The sequence below is a fragment of the Actinomycetota bacterium genome (assembly GCA_005888325.1).
Classification (GTDB): Bacteria; Actinomycetota; Acidimicrobiia; order Acidimicrobiales; family AC-14; genus AC-14.
Genome location: VAWU01000019.1, coordinates 99,468 through 120,086, shown reverse-complemented (window position 1 = coordinate 120,086; position 20,619 = coordinate 99,468). Strand labels below are relative to the sequence as shown.

The window sequence follows — 20,619 nt, the reverse complement described above, 5'->3', positions numbered from 1 at the left end:
AACGGCGGCGATTAGCTTCGACAGTATGGCCACGCGCTACGACGTCGATCGCGACACGCTGGCGTCGCAGCTCTCCGGTGAGCCTCCGTACCGGGTGGCACAGGTGTGGGACGGCCTCTACCGCCGGAACGTGGAGATCGAGGCGATGACCGATCTCCCCCGCACGCTCCGCTCGCGGCTGGCCGAGGCGCTGCCACCTGCGCTCAGCCTGGCGCGTGAGCAGGTCAGCGACGGCGGCACGACCGTGAAGCTCTTGCTCGCCCTCCCGGACGGGCACGCGATCGAGACGGTGCTGATGCACTATCCGGCGCGCACGACCGTCTGCGTCTCCACCCAGGCGGGCTGCGCGATGGCCTGTGGGTTCTGCGCGACCGGGCAGGCCGGGTTCGACCGGCAGCTCACGACCGGGGAGATCCTCGAGCAGATCGTGTGGGCCCGCCGTCGCTCCGCGTCCCGGCGGGTGTCGAACGTGGTCTTCATGGGGATGGGCGAGCCGCTCGCGAACTACGACGCGGTGTGGTCCGCGGTCGAGCGCCTCCACGGCGCCATGGGTGTCTCCGCCCGGCACCTCACGCTGTCGACGGTCGGGATCGTCCCCGGCATCCGCCGGCTCGTGGGCGAGCGGCTGCCCGTCAACCTTGCCGTGTCGCTCCACGCGGCCAACGACGGCCTGCGCGACCGGCTGGTGCCCGTCAACCGCCGTTACCCGCTCGCGGCGCTACACGCTGCGTGCGAGGACTATCTGCGCGCCAAGAGCCGGCGCCTCTCGTTCGAGTGGGCGCTCATCGACGGCGTGAACGACCGTCCGTCCGACGCCGCCGAGCTGGCCGCGTACGCGCGGCCGCTGCGCGCCCACGTGAACCTCATCCCCCTGAACCCGACGCCCGGCTTCGCGACCCGTGGCACCCCCCCTGCCGGCGTGCGCGAGTTCCGCGACCGCGTGCGGGAGCTGGGCGTCAACGTGACCGTGCGCCGCAACCGCGGCACCGACATCGCGGCCGCGTGCGGCCAGCTCGCGGGCGAGGTCAGCGCACCATCACCGTTGTCCGCTCGTCGGCCCTGATCGCGTTGCTGAGCCGCTCGCCTCGTCGCACCGCCGCGCCCGGCCAGACCACGCAGCGGTCGATCTCCCCTGCCACCGTCGCCGCCGCGCCCACCACCGACGCACCTCCGGATGCGGCCAGGTTCGCGGCGAGGTAGCGCGCGGGCGTGCCGCAGTCGTGGAACGGGCCGTGGTACGCGGCGACGTCGAGCCGTCCGTCGCTCGCGTGCCGGCGCCATGAGCGCGCATAGAGGCCGGACGGCTCCGCGTCGAGCCGCTCCACGTCGGACCAGGGGTGGAGCGCGGCCACGACCGAGGTGTTCGGACCGAGGGCGCGGTCTCCCACCACGAGCAGTCGCACGCGCTCGCCGTCCCAACCCGCCACGAAGGGGGCGAGGTCGGCTTCGTGCCAGGCGTCGGCGTTGAGCACGAGCGCGGGGCGCCCGGCGAGCCACGTCCGCAGGTTGCCCAACGCGCCCGCGGTGCCCAACGCCCGGTCGGCCTCGATCGAGAGATGGACCCGACCGGCCAGATGGGCCTCGAGCAACGCCCGCCCGTGGTGCACGTTGACCGCCACGGCCGGGGTGACGCGCCGGGCCCGCTCGATCGCGGCGTCGACCAGCGGCACGTTGCCCACCGGGCACAGCGCCTTGGGCCGGATGCGGGTCAACGGCCGCAGCCGGGCACCTGCCCCGGCCGCGAGCACGACTGCTGCCAGACTGTCACCCATGGAAACCCGCCGGTGGGTGAACCCCTCCCAGCCCCAGACGCTGCAGATCGCCGTGTTCCTGCTCTACTTCAACGCCGCGTTCACCGCGATCTTCGGTGGCCTCTTCTCGGTGTTCGGGCTCTTGATCATCGTGGGCAGCGCGGCGGGCGGCTTCGGCATCGCCAACGAGCAGAAGTGGGGCTACGGCGTCGGCGTGGCCATGGCGTTCCTGCCCTTCGTGCTGCGACTCCTGAGCGGGTCGAGCATCCTCGGCTACAGCATCATCAACCTGATGTTCGAGATCGCGCTCGTCGCGCTGCTCCTGCACCCGCAGAGCCGCGACTACCAGCGCATCTGGTTCAAGTAACCGAACGCGCACGACGCGTTCAGCCCAGCGTGCCGACGGGCACCTCCCGGAAGGGGACATCCTTGTCGACACGGGGCTCCCCCGGCAGACCGAGCACGCGCTCACCGATGATGTTGCGCAGCACCTCGTCGGTGCCGCCCGCGATGGCGATGGCGGGGATGAAGAGCTGGAGATCGGTGAAGCGGTCGTGGAGGGTGGCGGCCGGGCCGCGCATGGCGTCGAGCAGACGGTCGGCCTTGCGCGCGGTGCCGCCGAGCAGGAGCTTCGCCACCGATCCCTCGGGCCCGGGGATCTGGCCCTGCATCAGCTTCGACACCGCCCGGTAGCCGAGGTACTGCAGGCACTTCGACTCGATGTAGATCTGGGCCGCCAGCTGGCGCACGTGGGGGTCGTCGGCCACGCCCCGCTCCCGCAGCTCGCCGATCATGCGGTCGTAGCCGAAGGAGCTGCCACCGAGGTTGGCGCCGATCGACAGTCGCTCGTTCATCAGCGTGGTAATGGCCACGGCCCAGCCGTTGCCGACCGCGTCGACGCGCTGGGTATCGGGGATCCGCACACCGTCGAGGAACACCTCGTTGAACGAGGCACCACCCGTCATCTGCCGCAGCGGTCGCACGGTGACGCCCGGCGCCTTCATGTCGACGATGAAGTAGGTGCAGCCACGGTGCTTCGGGACGTCCCAGTTGCTGCGCGTGAGCAGGATGCCGAAGTCGGCGTAGTGGGCGGCCGAGGTCCACACCTTCTGGCCGTCGACGACCCACTCGTCGCCGTCGCGCTGGGCCCGGGTGGTGACGGCGGCGACGTCGGAGCCGGCCGCGGGCTCGCTGAACAGCTGGCACCAGATCTCTTCGCCGCGCAGCAGCGGCTCGAGGTAGCGCCGCTTCTGCTCCTCGCTGCCGTGGGCGATGATCGTAGGCCCTGCCATCCCCTCGCCGATGACGTTGATGGTGGGAGGTGCGCCCGCGGCCGACGCCTCCTGGCCCCAGACGATGCGCTGGCCGATCGGCAGCCCGCGCCCGCCGAACTCGGTCGGCCACCCGAGCCCGGCGTAGCCGCCCCCGAACAGCACCTTCTGCCAGGCCTTGCCTCGCTCGACGTACTCGGTGTCCTCCACGTCGGCGAAGATCAGCGACTCGCCGCCCCGGTCGGCATCGACCTTGAACGGGCCCACGTGCTCGGCGAGCCATGCCCGCGCCTCGCCCCGGAACGCCGCGTCCTCAGGCGTGTCGTCGAAATCCATCCTGCGCAGCCTACGTTTGTCGTGCCATGCCATCGGACGACAGCTCTGACGACCGCTCGGGCGACGCCACCGGGCTGCTCGGCCTGCTCGCGGACGAACGCCGCCTCAAGGTGGTCGCCGCGCTGGCGCTCGGTGCCGAGACGCGCGCCGAGGTGGTGGAGCGCGCCGGACTGCCGGCGCGGGCCGTCGGACAGGCGCTCACCCGTCTGGTCAACGGCGGGCTGGTGGAGGACGCGGACGGCCGGTACCGCCTGCTTACCGCGCGCCTCCGCGATGCCGGGCTCACCGCGGCCCGGGCCAAGGCCGTCCCCGACGACGAGTTCGACGCGCCAGAAGAGGCGGCGAAGGTGCTGCGCCGCTTCGTCAAGGACGGACGCCTCACCTCGATCCCGGCGTCACACGGCAAGCGCCTCGTGGTGCTCGACTGGCTGGCCCAGCGCTTCGAGCCGGGCGAGATCTATCCCGAGCGGGCGGTGAACCTCACGATCGGGAAGGTGCACGGCGACTACGCCACCTTGCGCCGGTACCTCGTCGACGACGGCTTCCTCGAGCGACGCGACGGCTTCTACTGGCGGGCGGGCGGCAGCTTCGACTTGTGATCTAACTTGCCGCCATGGCGACGACGATCGACGGCATCGAGGGGCTGAAGGCCGCGGTGGGAGACCACCTCGGCTACAGCGACTGGCACGAGATCACCCAGGACCGAATCAATGCGTTCGCGGAGGCCACCGGCGACCACCAGTGGATCCACGTCGACCCCGAGCGGGCCAAGGACGGCCCCTTCGGGCGCACCATCGGTCACGGCTATCTCACGCTCTCGCTCGCGCCCTGGCTGATGAGCGAGGTGCTCAACGTGACGGGCATGGCCATGGGCCTCAACTACGGGCTCAACAAGCTCCGCTTCCCCAACCCGGTGCCGGTCGGCTCGAAGCTGCGGATGGGCGCGCAGGTCGCCGGCGTCGAGGACGTCGGCGGGGGCGGCGTGCAGGCGACCATCGACCTGACGTTCGAGCTGGAGGGGGAGACGAAGCCCGCGTGCGTCGCCCAGGCGGTGTACCGCTACTACGCGTAGCCCGCACGTCGCGTACGGCCCTCACCGGAACTCGGGCATCACCTTCTCCGCGAACAGACGCAGCGTGACGTCGGACGGGTAGTCGTTGTTCCAGGGCACGAAGCCCGTGCAACCGCGGTCGACGTAGGCCTGGATCTTCTCGCACACCTGCTCGGGCGTGCCGACGAGGTTGCCGGCGCGGTACGCGCCGAACGGCTCGCCCCACAGCGATCCCTTCCAGTCCGCCTCCAGCTCCTGCTCGGTCTCCCGGACGAACACCTCGCCCGAGATCGTCTTCACGATCTCGTCGTAGTCGCGGCCGACGTCCTTGCAATGGCGTTTGAGCACCTCGGCCTTGTGCGCCCACTCGTCGGGCCTGCCACCGAAATTGGACCGGTCGGCGTGCCGGGCCACCACGCGCAGGGTGAGCTGCTCGCCGCCGCCGCCGATCCAGATCGGCGGGTGCGGGTCCTGCAACGGCTTCGGGTCGCATTGCGCGCCCTGCAGGTTGTAGTGGCGACCCTCGTAGATGGTGTGGGGCTGGGTCCACATCGAACGGACGATCTCGACCGTCTCGCGCAGCATCCCGATGCGCACCTTGGCCTCGGGGAACTCGAACCCGTAGCCCTTGAACTCGTGGTCGTACCAGCCCGCGCCGATGCCCCAGTCGAGACGGCCGCCGCTGATGACGTCGACGTTCGACGTGATCTTGGCCAGCAGCCCGGGGTTTCGGTACGGTGAGCAGCCCACCATCTGGCCCAGTCGCACGCGCGACGTGCGTTGGCTGATCGCGGTGACGGTGGTCCAGCACTCGAACACGGCCTCGTTGACCGGACGGGGCACGTTGTGGAAGTGGTCGTAGACCCAGACCGAGTCGTAGCCGAGCTCCTCGGCCAGCACCGCGATCTCGACCGCCTTGGCCCACTTGGCCTCGGCCCCGTCGATACCGATGAGCTCCGTCTTCCACCCCTGGGGCACGAACGCCCCGAAGATCAGCTGGTTCTGTGTCATGGCGGCAACTTACGCGCTACGGCTACGTTCGGCGCGACCGATGACCGCCGACAACATCACGTTCAACCTCGCCGACCTGTTCGAAGCGGTCGGCGACACCGTGCCCGAGCGCGAGGCGGTCGTGTTCGGCGACGTCCGCCTCACGTATCGAGAGCTCGACGAGCGGGCGACCCGGCTGGCCCACGCGCTCGCGGCGCGCGGCATCGGGCCGGCCGACCACGTGGGCCTGTGGATGTACAACGGCAACGAGTACCTCGAGGGCATGCTCGCCGCGTTCAAGTTGCGCGCGGTTCCCGTCAACGTCAACTACCGCTACGTCGAGGACGAGCTCCGCTACCTCTTCACCGACGCCGACCTCAAGGCGGTCGTGCACGAGCCGGAGTTCGCCTCCACCCTCGATCTGATCCGCGCCGAGGTGCCGCAGCTGCGTGTCGCGTTGGCGAAGGGCGTCGAGTACGAGGAAGCGCTCGCAGCCGCGTCACCCGACCGCGACTTCGGTCCCCGCTCGGGCGACGACCTCTACATCCTCTACACCGGGGGCACGACCGGCATGCCGAAGGGGGTGCTGTGGCGGCACGAGGACATCTTCTTCGGCGCGCTGCAGGGTGGGAACCCCGGTGGGCCGGGCATCGAGCGTCCCGAGCTGATCGTCGACGCGGCGCGCCGGGGAGGCGGGAGGACGCTGCCCGCGTGCCCGTTCATGCACGGGACCGCCCACTGGGTGGCGTTCTGGGCCTTCTACGCGGGCGGATGCGTGGTCATCTCGCCCGACCACCACCTCGACCCACCGCGGCTGCTCCAACTCATCGCCGACGAACGGGTGTCGTTCCTCGTCATCGTCGGCGACGCGTTCGCCCGCCCGGTCGTCGACGCGCTCGAGGCCGCGGGCCAGGAGCGCCCGTGGGACCTGTCATCCCTGACCATGATCCTCTCCGGCGGCGCCATCCTCTCGCCCTCGCTCAAGGACGCGATCGTCCGCCTGCTGCCGACCACCCTCGTCATCGACGGGTTCGGCGCGTCGGAGACCGGCGGCCAGGGCCAGATGGTCGCGACCGCGGGGAGCGCCGGCGCCCACCCGCGCTTCGCGGTCAACGACGACACCACCGTGCTCGACGAGAACCTGCAGCCGGTCGCGCCCGGGTCGGGGGTCGTGGGCCGCCTCGCTCGACGCGGCCGCGTGCCGCTCGGCTACTACAAGGACCCCGAGAAGTCGGCTGCCACCTTCCCGGTGATCGACGGCGTGCGCTGGGCCGTGCCCGGTGACATGGCCACGATCGAAGCCGACGGCACCATCACGGTGTTCGGTCGCGGATCGGTGTCGATCAACACCGGAGGCGAGAAGGTCTTCCCCGAGGAGGTCGAGGCCGCGCTGAAGGCCCACCCCGCGGTCTTCGACGCGGTCGTCGTCGGGGTGGCCGACGCTCGCTGGGGCCAGCGGGTCGTCGCGGTGGTGCGTCCGCGCGACGGCGAACGCCCGACGCTCGACGAGCTCGCCGAGCACTGCCGCGCCCACATCGCGGGTTACAAGGTGCCGCGTGCGCTCGTGCTGGTGGACGACGTGGTGCGCTCGCCGTCGGGCAAGCCCGACTACCGCTGGGCGCGTGACCAGGCGCTCAAGGCCGCGAGCACGGCCTGAGGCGACGCCTCGGCGATCTCCTCGACGCGCGCGTCGCCGCCGAACGCAGCCACCCGCGAGCCGCGCTCGTCGGTCGGAGTGACCGACGCGGGCGACTCGAGCGCGAGCACCGGCACGGTGATGGCGAGGCGCCGGGCCTCGGTGAAGGTGCGCTCCCAGATCGATGGGAAGCCGTGACGCAGGCGGGGGTCGAGCGCGCCGGGAGGTGGCGGTGCGAGCGCGGCGGGATCGGCGAGCACGGCACGCACCCACGCGTGCTGCGCGTCGATCAGCTCGCTGCGTGACACCCACGGGCCGCCGAGGCCGTCGACCAGCACGAGCGCCGACGCCCGGCCCGCCGCCGCGAGCAGCTCCGCGCCGAACGCGCCCCAACCGTGGCCCGCGACCAGCGGAGGCTCACCGTCGAGCCCGGCGGCGGCGAGCGCCCGCACGCCGACGAGGGCGACGTCGCCCGGCGCGTAGTACGCGCCCTCCTCGGGCGGGACGACTCCGTGCCCGGGCAGGTCGGGCACCAGCCAGCCCGCGCCCAGCGCCCGCCAGCGCGTGGCGCCGTCGATGTCACCCACCTCGTGGAGGAAGAGCCGAGCGCTCACCGGTGCTCGCTCACCGGTCCAACGTCCTCGTCCCTCGGCCGCTGGACCGCCCTGCCACATGGGAGCTGCGGTCCTCCGCTTCGCTTCGGTCCTCGCTCATGAGCCGAAGAACTCGGCCACGAGCGCGAGCACCGTGTCGGGTTGCTCGATGTGCACGTAGTGACCGGCGCCGGCGATTTGGTGATGCCGCACGTCGGGGATGGCGGCCAGTCGCGCGTCGCGCGCCGCGACGGGGAGGTCGTTCCACTGGTCGGGCTCGGTGCCGGTCAGCACGAGCACCGGGCAACGGATGCGCTCGTACTGCGCCCGCAGACTCTCGTCGGAGAACGGACCGGGCGAGCCCAGCCGCATGTGCTGGTCGCTCTTCCAGACCAGCCCGCCGCGGGGCCCCGGCTTCGAGCCGTGGCGGGCCAGGTGCCAGCACCATTCGGTGGGGAGGCGGGTGTTGATCGCCTTGCGCTTCTGGGCCATCTCCTCCACCGACGCGTACTCGCGCGCGGGCTCCGACCAGAGGCGCTCCGCGTCCTTGATCCACTGCGACGCGGATGCCGCATGGTCCTCGACGATCATCATCTCCGGCGGCGGACCGAGGCCGTCGATGTTGACGACCTTGTCCACGTGATCGGGCAGTCCCGCCGCCATCGACATCGAGAGCCCGCCGCCGAACGAGTGGCCGATGACGCGCAAGGCCGGGTCGCGCATGGATCCACGAAGCGACGACAGGTGGCGGGCGACCTGGGCGAGGTCGAGTTGGAACATCTGCCAGTAGGTGCCGCTCGTGTGCAGCCGGCCGCTGTCGCCGTGACCGCGCACGTCGATGGCGACGGCGTGGTAGCCGAGGGCGGCGATCCTCGGGGCGATGCCGTCCCACATGCGCCCGTGGTCCCATCCCCCGTGGACGAGCAGGACGGGGGGTTGCGTCGGGTCGCCCCATTGCCACAGGCGGATGGTCGTACGGCCCAGGTCGAGCAGCTCGGCGCGGTCGGGCTCGGGCAGTTGCAACGCGTCTACAGCGTGAGGTCGCCGAGCGCGGGCTGCGACGAGCCGGTCCCCTGCCAGGCCGCGACGTCATGCAACACGACGTCAAGGAACACGACGTCAAGCAACGGGGTGAAGTCGATCGCCATGGGCGCCAGACTACGACGGTGACCGTTGGCAACGCGCTGGAGGTCTTCCTCGCGTTCGCAGTGGGCTGCACGCTCTGGGCCGCGCTCCGTCGCCTGCGCGGGCGGCAGATCACCGCGTTCCGTTGCCCCGCATGCGCGCGGCCGACGTCGCGCGCCTACCCGCGGTGCCGCCACTGCGGGGCGCCCGTCAGCTGATCTGCCAGGCCCAGTCGCGGGCGCGGACCGCGGCCGCTTCCCGCGCGGTCTTCGGCCCCGGCGCGGCGTTGCCGCCCGGCCGCTCCTTGCGGACCTGCTCGAGCTCGGCGCGGGTGAACTCGCACTTGGTCTCGATGGGCTTCACGCCGTAGAGTCGCATCGAGTTGCCGCCGAAGATCTTGTTCTTGATCGCCGGGGTGAGCGCCGGGTAGCCGTACCTCTCCTGGAACTCGGGTGTGATCTCGAAGGCCCGGAGCGCCTGGATCTGGCTCTGCGGCGAGCCGTACCAGAGGGTGTCGGTGCCCCACACCACCCGGTCCTCGCCGACGTGCTTGAGCAGCTTGCCGAGCACGTGCGCGGCCTGGTTGGGGTTGCGCATCACGCTGAACCAGGTGGAGCCGAGCTCGGCGTACACGTTCTGGTTGGGGCCGATGCCACTCTTCTCCAGCGAGGCGATGAGCCGGTCGACACCCTGCGGGTCTGCACTCGCGGTGTACGGGCCCTCGTTGCCGCCGGACTCGTAGCCCGAGTGGTACACGATGAAGTCGACGTCGGTGTGCGTCTTGGCGGCGGGCCCGATATCGACCGGACTGGCGTAGCCGGCCTGGCTCCCCCCGATCGACCCGAAGCCCTTGTGCACGGCGATGCGCGGCACCTTCGTCTCGACGACCTTGCGGATGAAGGCCTCGCCCACCTGCGGCGCGTCCGGCTCGTGGTCGTCGAGCCACCATCCCGGTCCGCCCGCGTGCGTGTACACCTTCCACGCGACGACGGGATGCGTCGCCAGCACCTTGTCCATCGCGTCGAGGCTCGCCTGGGGGCGGCCGGCGCTGGGGGCGACCTGCCCGTGCAGCAACAGACGATCGTCGTTGCAGAGGGCCTCGGTGACACGGCGGGTCTCGGCCATGATCGCGGGCGAGAGCGGACTGCGGTCGCCGACCACCGGGATGGCTGACAGGATCGCCATCGTCGTGTCGCTCTGCAGGAACAGCAGCTCCAGCAGATGCCGGGCGTCGAAGCAGTCGCGCGGTTCGGAAGCGTCGCTGCAGTTGCGTTGCGGGAACGCCGCCGCCAGGCCCAGGCCCAGGCGATGCGCCGGGTCGATCGTGTCGTAGTCGAGCAGGTGGGTCTGGACGTCGAAGATCACCTCGTCGCCGGCCAGCCGGGAGCGGGCCGCGTTCTCGTCGAGCGCGGACGTGGTGGGAAGGTTGAACTTCCCGCCCGCCTTCCCCTTGCTCTTGTCGTCGGAGCAGGCCTGGATGGCGAGCAGGGTCGTGGCCGCTCCGCAGACCGACAGCAGGAACTGGCGCCGGCTCACGCCGAGGCGACGGGCGTTCGCGTCGCACTCCGCCACGGCCCGGCGTTGCGCGACGCGCTCGAGCGCGGTCAGCGGCGGCGGATCGTACTCGCCGTTCGACACGGGGCCGAAGGGGATGGGCAGGCCGGGGTCGTCGTCGTCGTCAGACCGCATGACGGTCAGTCTCCTCCCCGTTCCTAAGAGATCGTCAAGGCCCCGTCACGCGAGCTCGACCAGCTCCAGCGCGCCCTCGTCGAACGGCACCACGTCGCCGTCGGGCATGACGAGCACCCGGTCGGGCGCGAGCGACGCGACGAACTCCGCGTCGTGGGACACGAGGACGGTCGTGCCCTTGTAGTGCTGCAGCGCCGCCAGGACCGCTTCGCGCGACTGGGGGTCGAGGTTGTTGGTGGGCTCGTCGAGGAGCAGCAGGTTGGCCCGGCCCACGACGAGGCGGGCGAGCGCCAGCTTGGTCTTCTCGCCACCCGACAAGGTGGCCGCGTCCTGGAACGCGACGTCGCCGGTGAGGCCGAAGTGGCCCAGCACGGCGCGCAGGTCCTTGTCGGGCATGCCTCCAGAGGTGTGCGACGGGCCGCCTCCACCGCGGGCGGGGACCGCGGTGGTGGGGGCGCGCTCACGCATGTGGTTGAGCACGGTGACGCCGTCGCGGATGTCTTCGTGCTCCTGCGCGTAGAACCCGAGCTCGACGTTGGCGCCGAGCCGGAACGTGCCGCTGTCCGCGTCGATGACGCCCGCGAGGATCCGGAGCAGCGTCGTCTTGCCCGCACCGTTCAGCCCCAGCACGAGGAACGTCTCCCGCCTGCCCACGGTGAAGGACACGTCCTTGAACACGGGGTCGGCGGTGTACGCCTTGGCCAGCCCCTCGACGGTGAGCACCAGGTCGCCCGCACGCGGCGGATCGGGGAAGCGCACGCTGATCCTGCGGCGGCGCGGCACCAGATCGACCGGCGCCGTCTTCGCCATGCGCTCGAGGCGCGAGTCGATGGCCTTCGCCTTCTTGGCGACGTTCTCGTTGCCGTGGCGGAAGCGCTCGGCCGTGGCCTTGAGTTGCGCCACCTTCTCGCCGTAGAGGCTCGCCTCCTTGGCCCGTTGCGCCTCGCGCGCCCTCCGCTGCTCGAGGAAGCGCGTGTACGTGCCGCGATAGACGTCGAGCCGTCCGCCCTCGAGCGCCAGCACCCGGTCGATGGCGTCGTCGAGCAGCCCGATGTCGTGTGACACCACGAGCACCGCGCATCGGGTGCTGCGCAGGAACTGCATGACCCACGCCTTGGCGTCGAGGTCGAGGTGGTTGGTCGGCTCGTCGAGGATGAGGAGGTCGCCGCCCGCGTAGAGGAGTCGGGCCAGCTCGAGCCGGCGCCGTTGCCCACCCGACAGGGTGCCCACCCGACGCGACAGTGCCTCGTCGTCGAGCCCGACGCCGGACGCGATGCGGCGCGCCTCGGCATCCGACCGGTAGCCGCCCAGCACGCGGAAGCGCTCCTCGAGGCTCGCGAAGCGTCGGACGGCCCGGTCGCGCTGCACGCCGTCGCTCTGCTCGATCCGCAGTCGCGTCGCCTCCAGCTCCTCGGCCAGTCGGGCCGTCTCGCGTCCGCCGAGCAGGTGGTCGATCGACACCTCGTGCGCCTCTTCGGGCCGCGCCTGCACGTCCTGCCGCAGCCAACCGAAATGGGACGGCAGTGAGACGCTGCCGGCCGTCGGCTTCAGGTCGCCCGCGAGCACGCGCAACAGCGTCGTCTTACCGGCGCCGTTGGGCCCGACGAGGCCCACCTTCTCGCCGGACGCGACGCGGAACGACCCGTCGCGCAACAGCACGCGATGGCCGAGGTCGATCGTGATCCCCGTCGCCTCGAGCATCACGTGAAAAGCCTCCACACGTGGGGCCCGAACACGATGGCGGCGATGACCGCCGAGCCGGCCGCGGCGACCAGGACGGCCGCGGCCGCCACGTCCTTCACCACGCCGACGCGCTCGTCGTCCTCGGGGTGGACCAGGTCGAGCACCACCTCGATGGCGGTGTTGAGCGTCTCGCCCAACAGCACGAGCGCGATCGCGAACACCAGCGCCGCCCACTGCTCGATGGGCAGCCGGAACCCGGCGGCCGCGCCCACGACCGCGGCGGTCGCCACCAGATGGAACCGCATGTTGGGCTCGTGGCGCGCCATCCAGCACACGCCTCGGAAGGCGTAGCGGAACGAGACGAGGAAGCGGGCCCTGCTTCCCGTCTGACGGGCCGGCCGGGCCGGGTCGGTGTCCTTGACGATGGTCACGAGGATAGGACGGTCCGAGTGGGCACAACGTGAGTGATCACTCGTAGAGTGATTGGTCATGGAGTATCGCGTCGAGCAGCTGGCGGCCCGGGCCGAGGTCTCGGTCGACACCGTCCGCTTCTACCAGGCCCGGGGCCTGCTCGATCCGCCCCGCCGCACCGGACGCATCGCCCTCTACGACGACGGCCACCTGGTCCGGCTCGACCGGGTCCGGGAGCTGCAGGCGAAGGGCTTCACCCTGGCCACCATCGGGCGGCTGGTGCGCGGCGAGCTCGACGCCGCCGACGAGGCGCTGATCGAGGCGGTGGCCGGTGAAGAGGGTGACGGGGAGGCCGTCGAGGAGTTCTTCGACCTCGACGAGCTGGCCGTCCGCAGCGGTATCCCCGTCGCCCTGCTGCAGGCCATCGAGCGCGAGGGCCTGCTGGTCGGACGGCGGCACGAAGGCCGGCCCGCCTACACACCGGGCGACCTGGCGGTGGCGACTGCCGGCCTCCGGCTCCTCGAACTGGGCCTACCGCTGCCCGAGGTCCTCGAGCTGGCGCGTGAGCACCACGCCCGCATGAGGCAGACGGCCGAGCGAGCCGTCGCCCTCTTCGACGCCCACGTGCGCCAGCCCCTGCGTACGGCGGGGCTCGACGAGGAGGACGCGGCGGCCCGGCTGGTCGAGGCGTTCGCCGTCCTGTTGCCTGCCACCGTCGACCTGGTGAGCCACCACTTCCGGCGCACCCTGCTCGCGGTGGCCGAGGAGCACATCGAGCACGTGGGGGCGGACGCGGAGCGGGCGGCGGTGGCCGCCGAGAGCCAGCGCCGGCTCGAGGGGGCCGGGTGACCCGGCTCAACAGCCGGCTACCCGAGGGGGAGGAGAAGGCGCGCGCGGTGCGCGTCATGTTCGACGCAATCGCGCCGCGCTACGACCTCGTGAACCGGGTCATGACGTTCCGCATGGACGTCGGTTGGCGCCGGCGGACCGTCACCGCGTTGGAGCTGTCACCCGGCTCGCTCGTGCTCGACCTGGCGTGCGGCACCGGCGATCTCTGCCGCGAGCTCGCGCGCTGCGGGTTGTCGCCCATCGGGTTCGACTTCTCCGCGGGCATGCTCGCGGCGACGCGCGCGACGGCGCCGCTCGTGCGCGCCGACGTGCTCCACCTTCCCGTTCCCGACGCGGTCGCCGACGGCGTCACGTGCGGCTTCGCGCTCCGCAACCTGGTCGCGCTCGACCCCTTCGCCCGCGAGCTCGCACGGGTGGTGCGGCCCGGCGGGCGCATCGCGCTGCTGGAGACCGCCGAGCCCCCCAACCCCGTCGTGCGTTGGGGCCATGGCATCTACTTCGGCAAGGTCGTACCGCGCGTCGGCGGCTGGCTCTCCGATCCCGACGCATACCGTTACCTGCCCCGCTCCGTCGCCTACCTGCCTCCGCCCGACGAGCTCGCCGCATTGTTCCTGCGGGCCGGGTTCCCCGACCTCCGCCGGACACGGTTGGCCGGCGGCATCGCCCAGCTCCTCACCGGGACGAGAGCATGACCCGCTCTCGCTTGACTGCGCAGTTGCGTCGCGGCGGCTTGGTGGCGCGCACCGTGCGCCTCGATGTCGATCCGGCCGACGTCGACCTTATCGGCTGTGCGGGAGCGGACGGCGTGCTCTGGGAGCACGAGGGGGTGAGCCTCGCGGGCCGCGGCGTCGCGACCCGTCTTCCACCCGCACTCGTCGACGACTTCCTCGCCACCATCGAGGTCGAGCAGGACGAGGTCGACGTGCCGGGCACGGGCGCCATCGCCATCGGCGCCCTGCCATTCACGCCCGACGGCGGGGCCGCGCTGATCGTGCCCGAGCGCGTCGTCGGGCGCACGGCGGACGGTGTGGTCTGGGAGACGACCATCGGAGCGCCCGACACCCCGTCTCACGCGGACACCGCCCCTGCAAGTCCGCGCCGCTCGCCGTCGGGCTTCCGCCTCACCGCCGTGCCCAGCCACGCCGACTGGTGCGGGGCGGTGGCGGAGGCCGTGGCACGGATCGAGGCCGGCGAGGTGGAGAAGGTCGTGCTCGCGCGCGCGGTCGACGTCGAGACCGACGGGCCCCTGGTCGTGCCCGACATCCTGCGTCGTCTGCGCGCCCTCTTCCCGTCGTGCATGGTGTTCTCGGTCGACGGCTTCGTGGGAGCCAGCCCCGAGCTGCTCGTCGCCCGGCTCGGCCTCGACGTGCGCTCGCAGCCGCTTGCCGGCACCGTGGCCCGCAGTGGCGATCCCGCGACCGACGCGCGGCTGGCGGGCGCGCTGCTGGCCTCGAGCAAGGATCGCCGCGAGCACGGGCTCGTCGTCGACGCCGTGGCCGCGGCCCTGCGACCCGTCTGCGACCGCCTCGACATCCCGGCGACGCCTGCGATCGTCCCCCTCCGCAACGTGGCCCACCTGGGCACGACGATCCAGGGCCGGCTCGCGGCCCCCGCACCCTCGGCCCTCGCGCTCGCCTGCCGCCTCCACCCGACGCCTGCGGTCGCGGGCACGCCGACGGTCGCCGCGCTCGCGCTGCTCGCACGCCTCGAGGGCTCGACGCGCGGCCGCTACGCGGGGCCGGTCGGATGGGTCGATGCCCGCGGCAACGGCGAGTGGGCGGTGGGCATCCGATCCGCGGAGGTGCGCGGCAACCGGGCCCGGTTGATGTCGGGCAACGGCATCGTCGCCGGCTCCGACCCCGACGACGAGCTCGCCGAGACGCAACTCAAGCTGCAGGCGCTCCTCGCCGCGGTCGTCCGGCCGTGAGCGCGGCCGCCACCGCTTCGTTGATCTCGCGATGGACGGCGACGTTCACCGCCCGGTCGGTGCGAACGTGCACCACGCGCACGCCGCCTCCGTCGAGCGCGGAGCACAGCTCGTCGAGCCGCTCCAGTCGGGTGACGGGCGCGCCGTAGGCGGTCGCGACCCGCGCCAGGTCGAGCCCGTGCGGCGTTCCGAACAACGTCTCGAAGCCGTCGGGCGGGACGAGCTCGGCCTGCGGAAGGAACGAGAAGATGCCACCGCCGTCGTTGTCGACGACGACGAACGTGCAGTCGACGTCGCGCCGGCCGGCCGCGACCAGGCCGCCCGCGTCGTGGAGGAACGCGAGATCACCGAGCAGCGCGAACGTGCGCCGGCCGGGGGTGCCCGCGGCGAGGCCGAGGGCCGTCGACACGACGCCGTCGATGCCGCTCGCACCGCGGTTCGCCACCACCCGCACGCCCTCGCGGGGCGGCGCGTACCACTCGAGGTCGCGCACGGGCATCGACGACGAGACCATGAGCACGGCCTCGCTCGGAAGCAGGTCGAGCAGGGCGCGTGCGACGCCGGGCTCGGTGGGCGCCGTGTGCGCGTCCAGCACCGACGCGATGGTCGCCTGGGCGAGGCGCTCCGCCTCCATCCACCCGTCGAGCCACCCCGGAGGAGACGGCACCGGCCGCGCCACCGTCACCGACGCGGTCACCGTCGCCGCGGTGCGATCGGGGTCGAGCCACGCATGCCGCGGGTGCACGAGCACCTGATCCGCGCCGGACGCGGCCAACCACTCGTTGAGCACGCGCGACGTGAGCGGCGCACCCAGGCGCAGCACGACCTCGGGGCGGTGCTCAGCCGCGAACTCCGGCGAGCGGAGCAGCGCGTCGAACGCGCCCACCGTCGTTCGGGCGGGCACGCGGCATCCCGACCGCGCGTCGGCGACGAGTGGCCAGGCCAGCGCCTCGGCGATGCCGTGCACCACGGGCGGCCTGGGCGCGTCCGCGCCTGCGACGACGACCCCGCGCCGCCCCGCGACCCGATCCGAGACGTCGAGCGCCCCGGGCTCGGCCCGCTCCACCGTGTGCCACGGCCCGCCTCCGGGTCGCGCGGGTGGCAGCGCGTCGGGCTCCCCCACCAACGGCTCGCGGAACGCGAGGTTGAGGTGCACCGGCCCCGGCGCGCCGCCGGCACCCCGCGCCTCGGCCACCGCCCGCGCCGCGAGCGAGCGCCACGCGCCGCGTGACGCGTCGTCGGGCACGCCGGGCTGGGCGAACCAGCGCACCGCCCGGCCGAACAGGTGGACCTGGTCGATGGCCTGCGACGCCCCGACGTCGTGCAGCTCCGGCGGACGATCGGCGGTGCACGCCAGCAGCGGGACGTGCGCGTGGTGAGCCTCGACGACGGCCGGGTGGAGCTCCACGGCGGCCGTCCCGCTGGTGGTCAACACGATGGCGGGGTTTCCGGTGGCGAGACCGAGCCCGAGCGCGTAGAAGCCCGCGGAGCGCTCGTCGAGGTGAACGTGCACGCGGACATCGGCGCGGGCGTGGAGCGCCAGCGCGAGCGGCGTCGACCGCGAGCCCGGCGCGAGCACCGCGTCGGTGACCCCGGCGCGCACCCACTCGTCGACGACCGTCGCCGCGAACGTCGCCTGTACGGTCATGGACGATGACCCGCGTCGTGCTCGTCCACGGGTTCACCCAGACCCACCGCTCGTGGGACGTCGTCGCCGACGCGCTCGCACGCGAGCACGACGTCGTCGCGCTCGACGCGCCGGGCCACGGCGAGCTCTCGGACGTGGCGCTCGACCTGTGGCAGGGCGCCCGGCTGGTGGCCCAGCAGGGAGGACGGGCCGCGTACGTCGGGTACTCGATGGGCGGGCGCCTCTGCCTGCACGTGGCGCTCGCCCATCCCGACTTCGTCGAGGCCCTCGTGCTGGTAGGCGCCACCGCCGGCATCCGTGACGACGTCGAACGCGACGACCGAAGGCGCGACGACGAGGCGCGCGCGGCCCGCATCGAGCGCGAGGGCATGGACGCGTTCCTGCGCGAATGGCTGTCCCAGCCGCTGTTCGCCTCGCTCCCGCCCGACGCGCGCGGGCTCGACGACCGCCGTACGAACACCGCCTCGGGTTTGGCCGCCAGCCTCCGCCTCGCGGGCACCGGCGCCCAGGAGCCGCTCTGGAACCGCCTCGCGGAGCTGGAGATGCCCGTGCTGCTGGTCGCGGGCGAGCGCGACGACACGTTCGCCGCTCTCGCGCACGAGATGGCAACCGCGATCGGCCGCAACGCACGCGTCGCGCTCGTGGCTGACGCGGGTCACGCCGCCCACCTCGAGCGTCCCGACACGTTCGTCGAGATCTTGGAGGCGTTCCTCGGCGGCTAGCTCGCCCACAGCGCTCCGGCGAGCACGACGCCGAACAGCAGTTGCAGACGCGCCGTCGCCTGGAGGACGCCGATCAACGCGGGCCCCTTCGCGCCCTGGAGCACGCGCCGGGACGGCGGCACCGCGAACGGCAGCACGAGCAGCGTGAAGAGCGAAGCCGGGACCGCGGTCGCGAAGGCGCCGATGGCAAAGGCACCGACCGCGAGCGCGACGTAGAGCGCGCGGGTCGCGTCGTCGCCGAGGCGCACCGCCAAGGTGCGCTTGCCCGCCGCCGCGTCGGTCGGTATGTCGCGGAGGTTGTTGACCACGAGCAGGGCCGCGGCCAGCAGGCCCACGGGCACACCGGCCACCACCATCGCGGTGGTGAGCCGCGCCTCCTGCACGTAGGCGGTGCCGGCCGTAGCAACCAGCCCGAAGAACACGAACACGAAGACCTCGCCGAGCCCCGAGTAGCCGTAGGGCCGCGGGCCCCCCGTGTAGAGCCAGCCCGCGGCGACGCAGGCGGCTCCCACCGGCACGAGCCACCAGCTCACCGCCGCCGCCAGCACCAGCCCGATGGCGGCGGCCACCGCGAACGAGGCGAAGGCCGCCCATTTCACCGAGGCGGGCGCGGCGAGACCCGCGGCCACGAGCCGCACCGGTCCCACCCGCACGTCGTCGGTGCCCCGCACGCCGTCGCTGTAGTCGTTGGCGTAGTTGGTGCCCACCTGCAATGCGAGCGCGACGGCCAACGCGCACGCGGCTCGCCACCCGACGAAGCGGTCGTCGCCCGCGGCGAGGCCCGACCCGACGAGGACCGGCACGACCGCGGCCGGCAGCGTGCGCGGCCGCGCCCCCGCGACCCACCGGTTCACGGGCGTCTGGGGTATCGATCGAACTCGGGCCGGCGCTTCTCCACGTACGCGTTGCGGCCCTCCTGAGCCTCCTCGCTGAGGTAGTAGAGGAGGGTGGCGTCGCCTGCGAGCTGCTGGATGCCGGCAAGCCCGTCGTCCGCGGCGTTGAGCGACGCCTTCAGCATGCGGAGCGCGAGCGGCGAGTGCTGCATCATCCGGCGGCACCACGCCAGGGTCTCCTCCTCGAGCCGCTCGAGGGGCACGACCTTGTTCACCAGGCCCATGTCGAGCGCGGCCTGGGCGTCGTACTGCTCGCACAGGTACCAGATCTCGCGCGCCTTCTTTTGACCGACGATGCGTGCCAGGAGCCCCGAGCCGTAGCCACCGTCGAAGCTCCCGACCCGCGGGCCGGTCTGCCCGAACCGGGCGTTCTCCGCCGCGATGGTCAGGTCGCAGACGACGTGCAGGACGTGCCCGCCGCCGATGGCGTAGCCCGCGACCATGGCGATCACCGGCTTCGGGGTGCGCCGGATCTGCACCTGGAGGTCGAGCACGTTGAGCCGGCCGATCCCCTTGTCGTCCTTGTAGCCGTCGTCGCCCCGGACGCGCTGGTCGCCGCCCGAGCAGAACGCCTCGGTGCCCTCCCCGGTGAGGATGACCACGCCGATGTCGGGGTCGTCGCGCGCCTCGTTGAAGGCGTGGCTGAGCTCGAAGAGCGTTCGGGGCCGGAAGGCGTTGCGCACCTCGGGGCGACAGATGGTGAGCTTGGCGATGCCCTCGCCGTCGAGCACCTCGTAGCGGATGTCGCCGTACTCCCCCGAGGGACGCCAGCGGGGGCCCTGCCGGCCCTCGAGGCCAAAAGCATCGCCCTCCCGATTCATGCGATCACTCCTAGAGCGTTCACTCATACGGTCTCGCGTACGCTACCGCCCGTGCCCCGCCTGGTGGCAGTCGAGACCGACGAGGGGTTCGTGGCCGGCCTCCGCCGGGCGTGGGACCGGGGCGACGCGGTCCTGCCCCTCGACCACCGCCTCCCGGCGCCCGCACGCGAGCGGGTCCTGCGCCGCCTGGGGGCGGGCGACGCGGTCGAGGACGGCGATGCCCTGGTCGTGGCCACCAGCGGCTCGACGGGCGAGCCCAAGGGCGTCGTGCTCACCCACGAAGCGGTGGGCGCCTCGGCCCGGGCGGGCAACGCCGCCCTCGGCGTCGACCCCGGCGCGGGGGACGAATGGCTCGCCTGCCTCCCCCTCTCGCACCTCGGCGGCCTCGGCGTGGTCACCAAGGCGCTCCTCACCGGCACGCCCCTGACCGTGCACGCCGGGTTCGACGCCACCGCGGTGGCGCGCACTGCCGCCGACGTCGCGGCCCGCGGCCACCGGCTGCTGACCACCCTCGTCCCCACCGCCTTCGCGCGCGTCGACCCCGGGCTGTTCCGCGCCATCGTGCTCGGCGGGGCGCCCGTGCCCGGGGAGCTGCCTGCGAACGTCGTCACCAGCTACGGGCTCACGGAGACGTGCGGCGGGTGCGTGTACGACGGCCGGCCCTTCGCCGGCGTCGAGACCCGCATCGCCGACGACGGTCAGATCCTCGTGCGCGGCCCGGTGCTGCTGCGCGGCTACCGCGACGGCACCGATCCGAAGACGGTCGACGGCTGGCTCGCGACCGGTGACGCGGGCTCGCTCGACGGCGAGGGCCGCCTGCGCGTGGACGGCCGGCTGACCGACCTCATCATCACGGGCGGCGAGAACGTGTGGCCCGCCGCGATCGAGAAGGTGCTGCGGCAACACCCGCGCGTCGGTGAGGTCGCCGTCGGCGGACGGCCCGATCCCGAATGGGGCGAGCGGGTCGTGGCCTGGGTGATCGCGGTGCGCGACTCCGACCCACCCACCCTCGACGACCTCCGGTCGCTCGTGAAGGCGCACCTCCCCGCGCCCGCGGCGCCGCGTGAGCTGGTGCTTGTGGACGACCTGCCGCGCACGCGCAGCGGCAAGGTCCGGCCACCTGAGCGAGAACCGAAGCGCAGCGGAGGATCGCAGCTCCATGAAAAGATGGCGGTGGAACAGCCGAGGAACGAGGATGTTCCACCGACCAACGGTTAGCGTCG

Annotated in this window: 20 protein-coding genes and 1 pseudogene; 10 read left to right on the top strand and 11 right to left on the bottom strand. The window is 72.4% G+C overall.

Annotation, left to right across the window (positions count from 1 at the left end):
* Positions 1-25: 25 nt before the first annotated feature.
* On the top strand, positions 26-1,063 hold the full coding sequence (gene rlmN / locus E6G06_05810) for a 23S rRNA (adenine(2503)-C(2))-methyltransferase RlmN (GenBank protein TML92558.1): 1,038 nt from the start codon (positions 26-28) through the stop codon (positions 1,061-1,063).
* Here rlmN and E6G06_05805 read toward each other — a convergent pair.
* Complete coding sequence (locus E6G06_05805; GenBank protein ID TML92557.1) at positions 1,026-1,772, bottom strand: hypothetical protein; 747 nt, start codon at positions 1,770-1,772, stop codon at positions 1,026-1,028. The genes rlmN and E6G06_05805 overlap by 38 nt on opposite strands.
* On the opposite strand from E6G06_05805, the gene E6G06_05800 reads away from it, so the two are divergent.
* Positions 1,771-2,118 carry a hypothetical protein gene (locus tag E6G06_05800; protein ID TML92556.1) on the top strand — a complete coding sequence of 116 codons (348 nt, stop codon included), beginning with the start codon at positions 1,771-1,773 and terminating at the stop codon, positions 2,116-2,118. The genes E6G06_05805 and E6G06_05800 overlap by 2 nt on opposite strands.
* Positions 2,119-2,137: 19 nt before the next feature.
* On the opposite strand, the gene E6G06_05795 is transcribed toward E6G06_05800, so the two are convergent.
* Positions 2,138-3,358: an acyl-CoA dehydrogenase gene (locus tag E6G06_05795; protein TML92555.1), complete on the bottom strand. Its 1,221-nt coding sequence runs from the start codon at positions 3,356-3,358 to the stop codon at positions 2,138-2,140.
* A 26-nt stretch (positions 3,359-3,384) separates the two neighbouring features.
* On the opposite strand from E6G06_05795, the gene E6G06_05790 reads away from it, so the two are divergent.
* The gene (locus E6G06_05790; GenBank protein ID TML92554.1) at positions 3,385-3,957 is read left to right on the top strand and encodes a DUF2087 domain-containing protein; all 573 of its coding nucleotides are present in this window, start codon (positions 3,385-3,387) and stop codon (positions 3,955-3,957) included.
* Between the two features lie 14 nt (positions 3,958-3,971).
* Positions 3,972-4,430: a MaoC family dehydratase gene (locus E6G06_05785; protein ID TML92553.1), complete on the top strand. Its 459-nt coding sequence runs from the start codon at positions 3,972-3,974 to the stop codon at positions 4,428-4,430.
* 21 nt (positions 4,431-4,451) lie between these two features.
* Here E6G06_05785 and E6G06_05780 read toward each other — a convergent pair whose 3' ends face one another.
* Positions 4,452-5,420 (bottom strand): TIGR03560 family F420-dependent LLM class oxidoreductase, encoded by a 969-nt coding sequence (locus E6G06_05780; protein TML92552.1) that lies wholly within the window; start codon positions 5,418-5,420, stop codon positions 4,452-4,454.
* 55 nt (positions 5,421-5,475) lie between these two features.
* Here E6G06_05780 and E6G06_05775 point away from each other — a divergent pair, with 55 nt between their 5' ends.
* On the top strand, positions 5,476-7,056 hold the full coding sequence (locus E6G06_05775; GenBank protein ID TML92620.1) for an acyl-CoA synthetase: 1,581 nt from the start codon (positions 5,476-5,478) through the stop codon (positions 7,054-7,056).
* Between the two features lie 408 nt (positions 7,057-7,464).
* Here the strand turns inward: E6G06_05775 and E6G06_05770 are convergent.
* The 5 genes and pseudogenes from E6G06_05770 to E6G06_05750 all read right to left on the bottom strand — a co-directional run bounded on the left by E6G06_05770 (position 7,465) and on the right by E6G06_05750 (position 12,616).
* Positions 7,465-7,569 (bottom strand): annotated as a pseudogene (locus E6G06_05770) (J domain-containing protein).
* 176 nt (positions 7,570-7,745) lie between these two features.
* Positions 7,746-8,651 (bottom strand): alpha/beta hydrolase, encoded by a 906-nt coding sequence (locus E6G06_05765; GenBank protein ID TML92551.1) that lies wholly within the window; start codon positions 8,649-8,651, stop codon positions 7,746-7,748.
* A 312-nt stretch (positions 8,652-8,963) separates the two neighbouring features.
* Positions 8,964-10,442: an amidohydrolase gene (locus E6G06_05760; GenBank protein ID TML92550.1), complete on the bottom strand. Its 1,479-nt coding sequence runs from the start codon at positions 10,440-10,442 to the stop codon at positions 8,964-8,966.
* Between the two features lie 45 nt (positions 10,443-10,487).
* Complete coding sequence (locus tag E6G06_05755) at positions 10,488-12,146, bottom strand: ABC-F family ATP-binding cassette domain-containing protein (protein ID TML92549.1); 1,659 nt, start codon at positions 12,144-12,146, stop codon at positions 10,488-10,490.
* Positions 12,143-12,616 carry a diacylglycerol kinase family protein gene (locus E6G06_05750; GenBank protein ID TML92548.1) on the bottom strand — a complete coding sequence of 158 codons (474 nt, stop codon included), beginning with the start codon at positions 12,614-12,616 and terminating at the stop codon, positions 12,143-12,145. Before E6G06_05750 ends, E6G06_05755 begins: the two co-directional genes overlap by 4 nt.
* Between E6G06_05750 and E6G06_05745 the strand changes: the two genes are divergently transcribed.
* Genes E6G06_05745 through E6G06_05735 form a run of 3 tightly spaced genes read left to right on the top strand, consistent with a single transcriptional unit; the run spans position 12,615 to position 15,312 of the window.
* On the top strand, positions 12,615-13,385 hold the full coding sequence (locus E6G06_05745) for a MerR family transcriptional regulator (GenBank protein ID TML92547.1): 771 nt from the start codon (positions 12,615-12,617) through the stop codon (positions 13,383-13,385). The genes E6G06_05750 and E6G06_05745 overlap by 2 nt on opposite strands.
* Positions 13,386-13,441: 56 nt before the next feature.
* Positions 13,442-14,077 carry a ubiquinone/menaquinone biosynthesis methyltransferase gene (locus E6G06_05740; GenBank protein ID TML92619.1) on the top strand — a complete coding sequence of 212 codons (636 nt, stop codon included), beginning with the start codon at positions 13,442-13,444 and terminating at the stop codon, positions 14,075-14,077.
* Complete coding sequence (locus tag E6G06_05735; protein ID TML92546.1) at positions 14,074-15,312, top strand: isochorismate synthase; 1,239 nt, start codon at positions 14,074-14,076, stop codon at positions 15,310-15,312. The genes E6G06_05740 and E6G06_05735 overlap by 4 nt, the downstream gene beginning before the upstream one ends.
* Here E6G06_05735 and menD read toward each other — a convergent pair.
* Positions 15,272-16,960 carry a 2-succinyl-5-enolpyruvyl-6-hydroxy-3-cyclohexene-1-carboxylic-acid synthase gene (menD, locus tag E6G06_05730; GenBank protein ID TML92545.1) on the bottom strand — a complete coding sequence of 563 codons (1,689 nt, stop codon included), beginning with the start codon at positions 16,958-16,960 and terminating at the stop codon, positions 15,272-15,274. The two genes, E6G06_05735 and menD, sit on opposite strands and share 41 nt — an antisense overlap.
* Positions 16,961-16,965: 5 nt before the next feature.
* Here menD and E6G06_05725 point away from each other — a divergent pair, with 5 nt between their 5' ends.
* Positions 16,966-17,682 carry an alpha/beta fold hydrolase gene (locus E6G06_05725; GenBank protein TML92544.1) on the top strand — a complete coding sequence of 239 codons (717 nt, stop codon included), beginning with the start codon at positions 16,966-16,968 and terminating at the stop codon, positions 17,680-17,682.
* Here the strand turns inward: E6G06_05725 and E6G06_05720 are convergent.
* Both E6G06_05720 and menB read right to left on the bottom strand, forming a co-directional pair.
* Entirely contained in the window at positions 17,679-18,536 is an 858-nt protein-coding gene (locus E6G06_05720; protein TML92543.1) for a 1,4-dihydroxy-2-naphthoate polyprenyltransferase, read from the bottom strand. The two genes, E6G06_05725 and E6G06_05720, sit on opposite strands and share 4 nt — an antisense overlap.
* On the bottom strand, positions 18,533-19,396 hold the full coding sequence (gene menB, locus E6G06_05715) for a 1,4-dihydroxy-2-naphthoyl-CoA synthase (protein TML92542.1): 864 nt from the start codon (positions 19,394-19,396) through the stop codon (positions 18,533-18,535). Before menB ends, E6G06_05720 begins: the two co-directional genes overlap by 4 nt.
* A 90-nt stretch (positions 19,397-19,486) precedes the next feature.
* On the opposite strand from menB, the gene E6G06_05710 reads away from it, so the two are divergent.
* Positions 19,487-20,614 carry a long-chain fatty acid--CoA ligase gene (locus tag E6G06_05710; GenBank protein TML92618.1) on the top strand — a complete coding sequence of 376 codons (1,128 nt, stop codon included), beginning with the start codon at positions 19,487-19,489 and terminating at the stop codon, positions 20,612-20,614.
* The last annotated feature ends 5 nt before the right edge of the window (positions 20,615-20,619 follow it).

What these genes read in the sequence shown, in the direction of transcription:
- rlmN (TML92558.1), top strand. Translation starts at nt 26, where the DNA reads ATGGCCACGCGCTACGACGTCGATCGCGACACGCTGGCGTCGCAGCTC.
- E6G06_05800 (TML92556.1), top strand. Translation starts at nt 1,771, where the DNA reads ATGGAAACCCGCCGGTGGGTGAACCCCTCCCAGCCCCAGACGCTGCAG.
- E6G06_05805 (TML92557.1), bottom strand. Translation starts at nt 1,772, where the DNA reads ATGGGTGACAGTCTGGCAGCAGTCGTGCTCGCGGCCGGGGCAGGTGCC.
- E6G06_05795 (TML92555.1), bottom strand. Translation starts at nt 3,358, where the DNA reads ATGGATTTCGACGACACGCCTGAGGACGCGGCGTTCCGGGGCGAGGCG.
- E6G06_05790 (TML92554.1), top strand. Translation starts at nt 3,385, where the DNA reads ATGCCATCGGACGACAGCTCTGACGACCGCTCGGGCGACGCCACCGGG.
- E6G06_05785 (TML92553.1), top strand. Translation starts at nt 3,972, where the DNA reads ATGGCGACGACGATCGACGGCATCGAGGGGCTGAAGGCCGCGGTGGGA.
- E6G06_05780 (TML92552.1), bottom strand. Translation starts at nt 5,420, where the DNA reads ATGACACAGAACCAGCTGATCTTCGGGGCGTTCGTGCCCCAGGGGTGG.
- E6G06_05760 (TML92550.1), bottom strand. Translation starts at nt 10,442, where the DNA reads ATGCGGTCTGACGACGACGACGACCCCGGCCTGCCCATCCCCTTCGGC.
- E6G06_05745 (TML92547.1), top strand. Translation starts at nt 12,615, where the DNA reads ATGGAGTATCGCGTCGAGCAGCTGGCGGCCCGGGCCGAGGTCTCGGTC.
- E6G06_05750 (TML92548.1), bottom strand. Translation starts at nt 12,616, where the DNA reads ATGACCAATCACTCTACGAGTGATCACTCACGTTGTGCCCACTCGGAC.
- E6G06_05740 (TML92619.1), top strand. Translation starts at nt 13,442, where the DNA reads ATGTTCGACGCAATCGCGCCGCGCTACGACCTCGTGAACCGGGTCATG.
- E6G06_05735 (TML92546.1), top strand. Translation starts at nt 14,074, where the DNA reads ATGACCCGCTCTCGCTTGACTGCGCAGTTGCGTCGCGGCGGCTTGGTG.
- menD (TML92545.1), bottom strand. Translation starts at nt 16,960, where the DNA reads ATGACCGTACAGGCGACGTTCGCGGCGACGGTCGTCGACGAGTGGGTG.
- E6G06_05725 (TML92544.1), top strand. Translation starts at nt 16,966, where the DNA reads ATGACCCGCGTCGTGCTCGTCCACGGGTTCACCCAGACCCACCGCTCG.
- menB (TML92542.1), bottom strand. Translation starts at nt 19,396, where the DNA reads ATGAATCGGGAGGGCGATGCTTTTGGCCTCGAGGGCCGGCAGGGCCCC.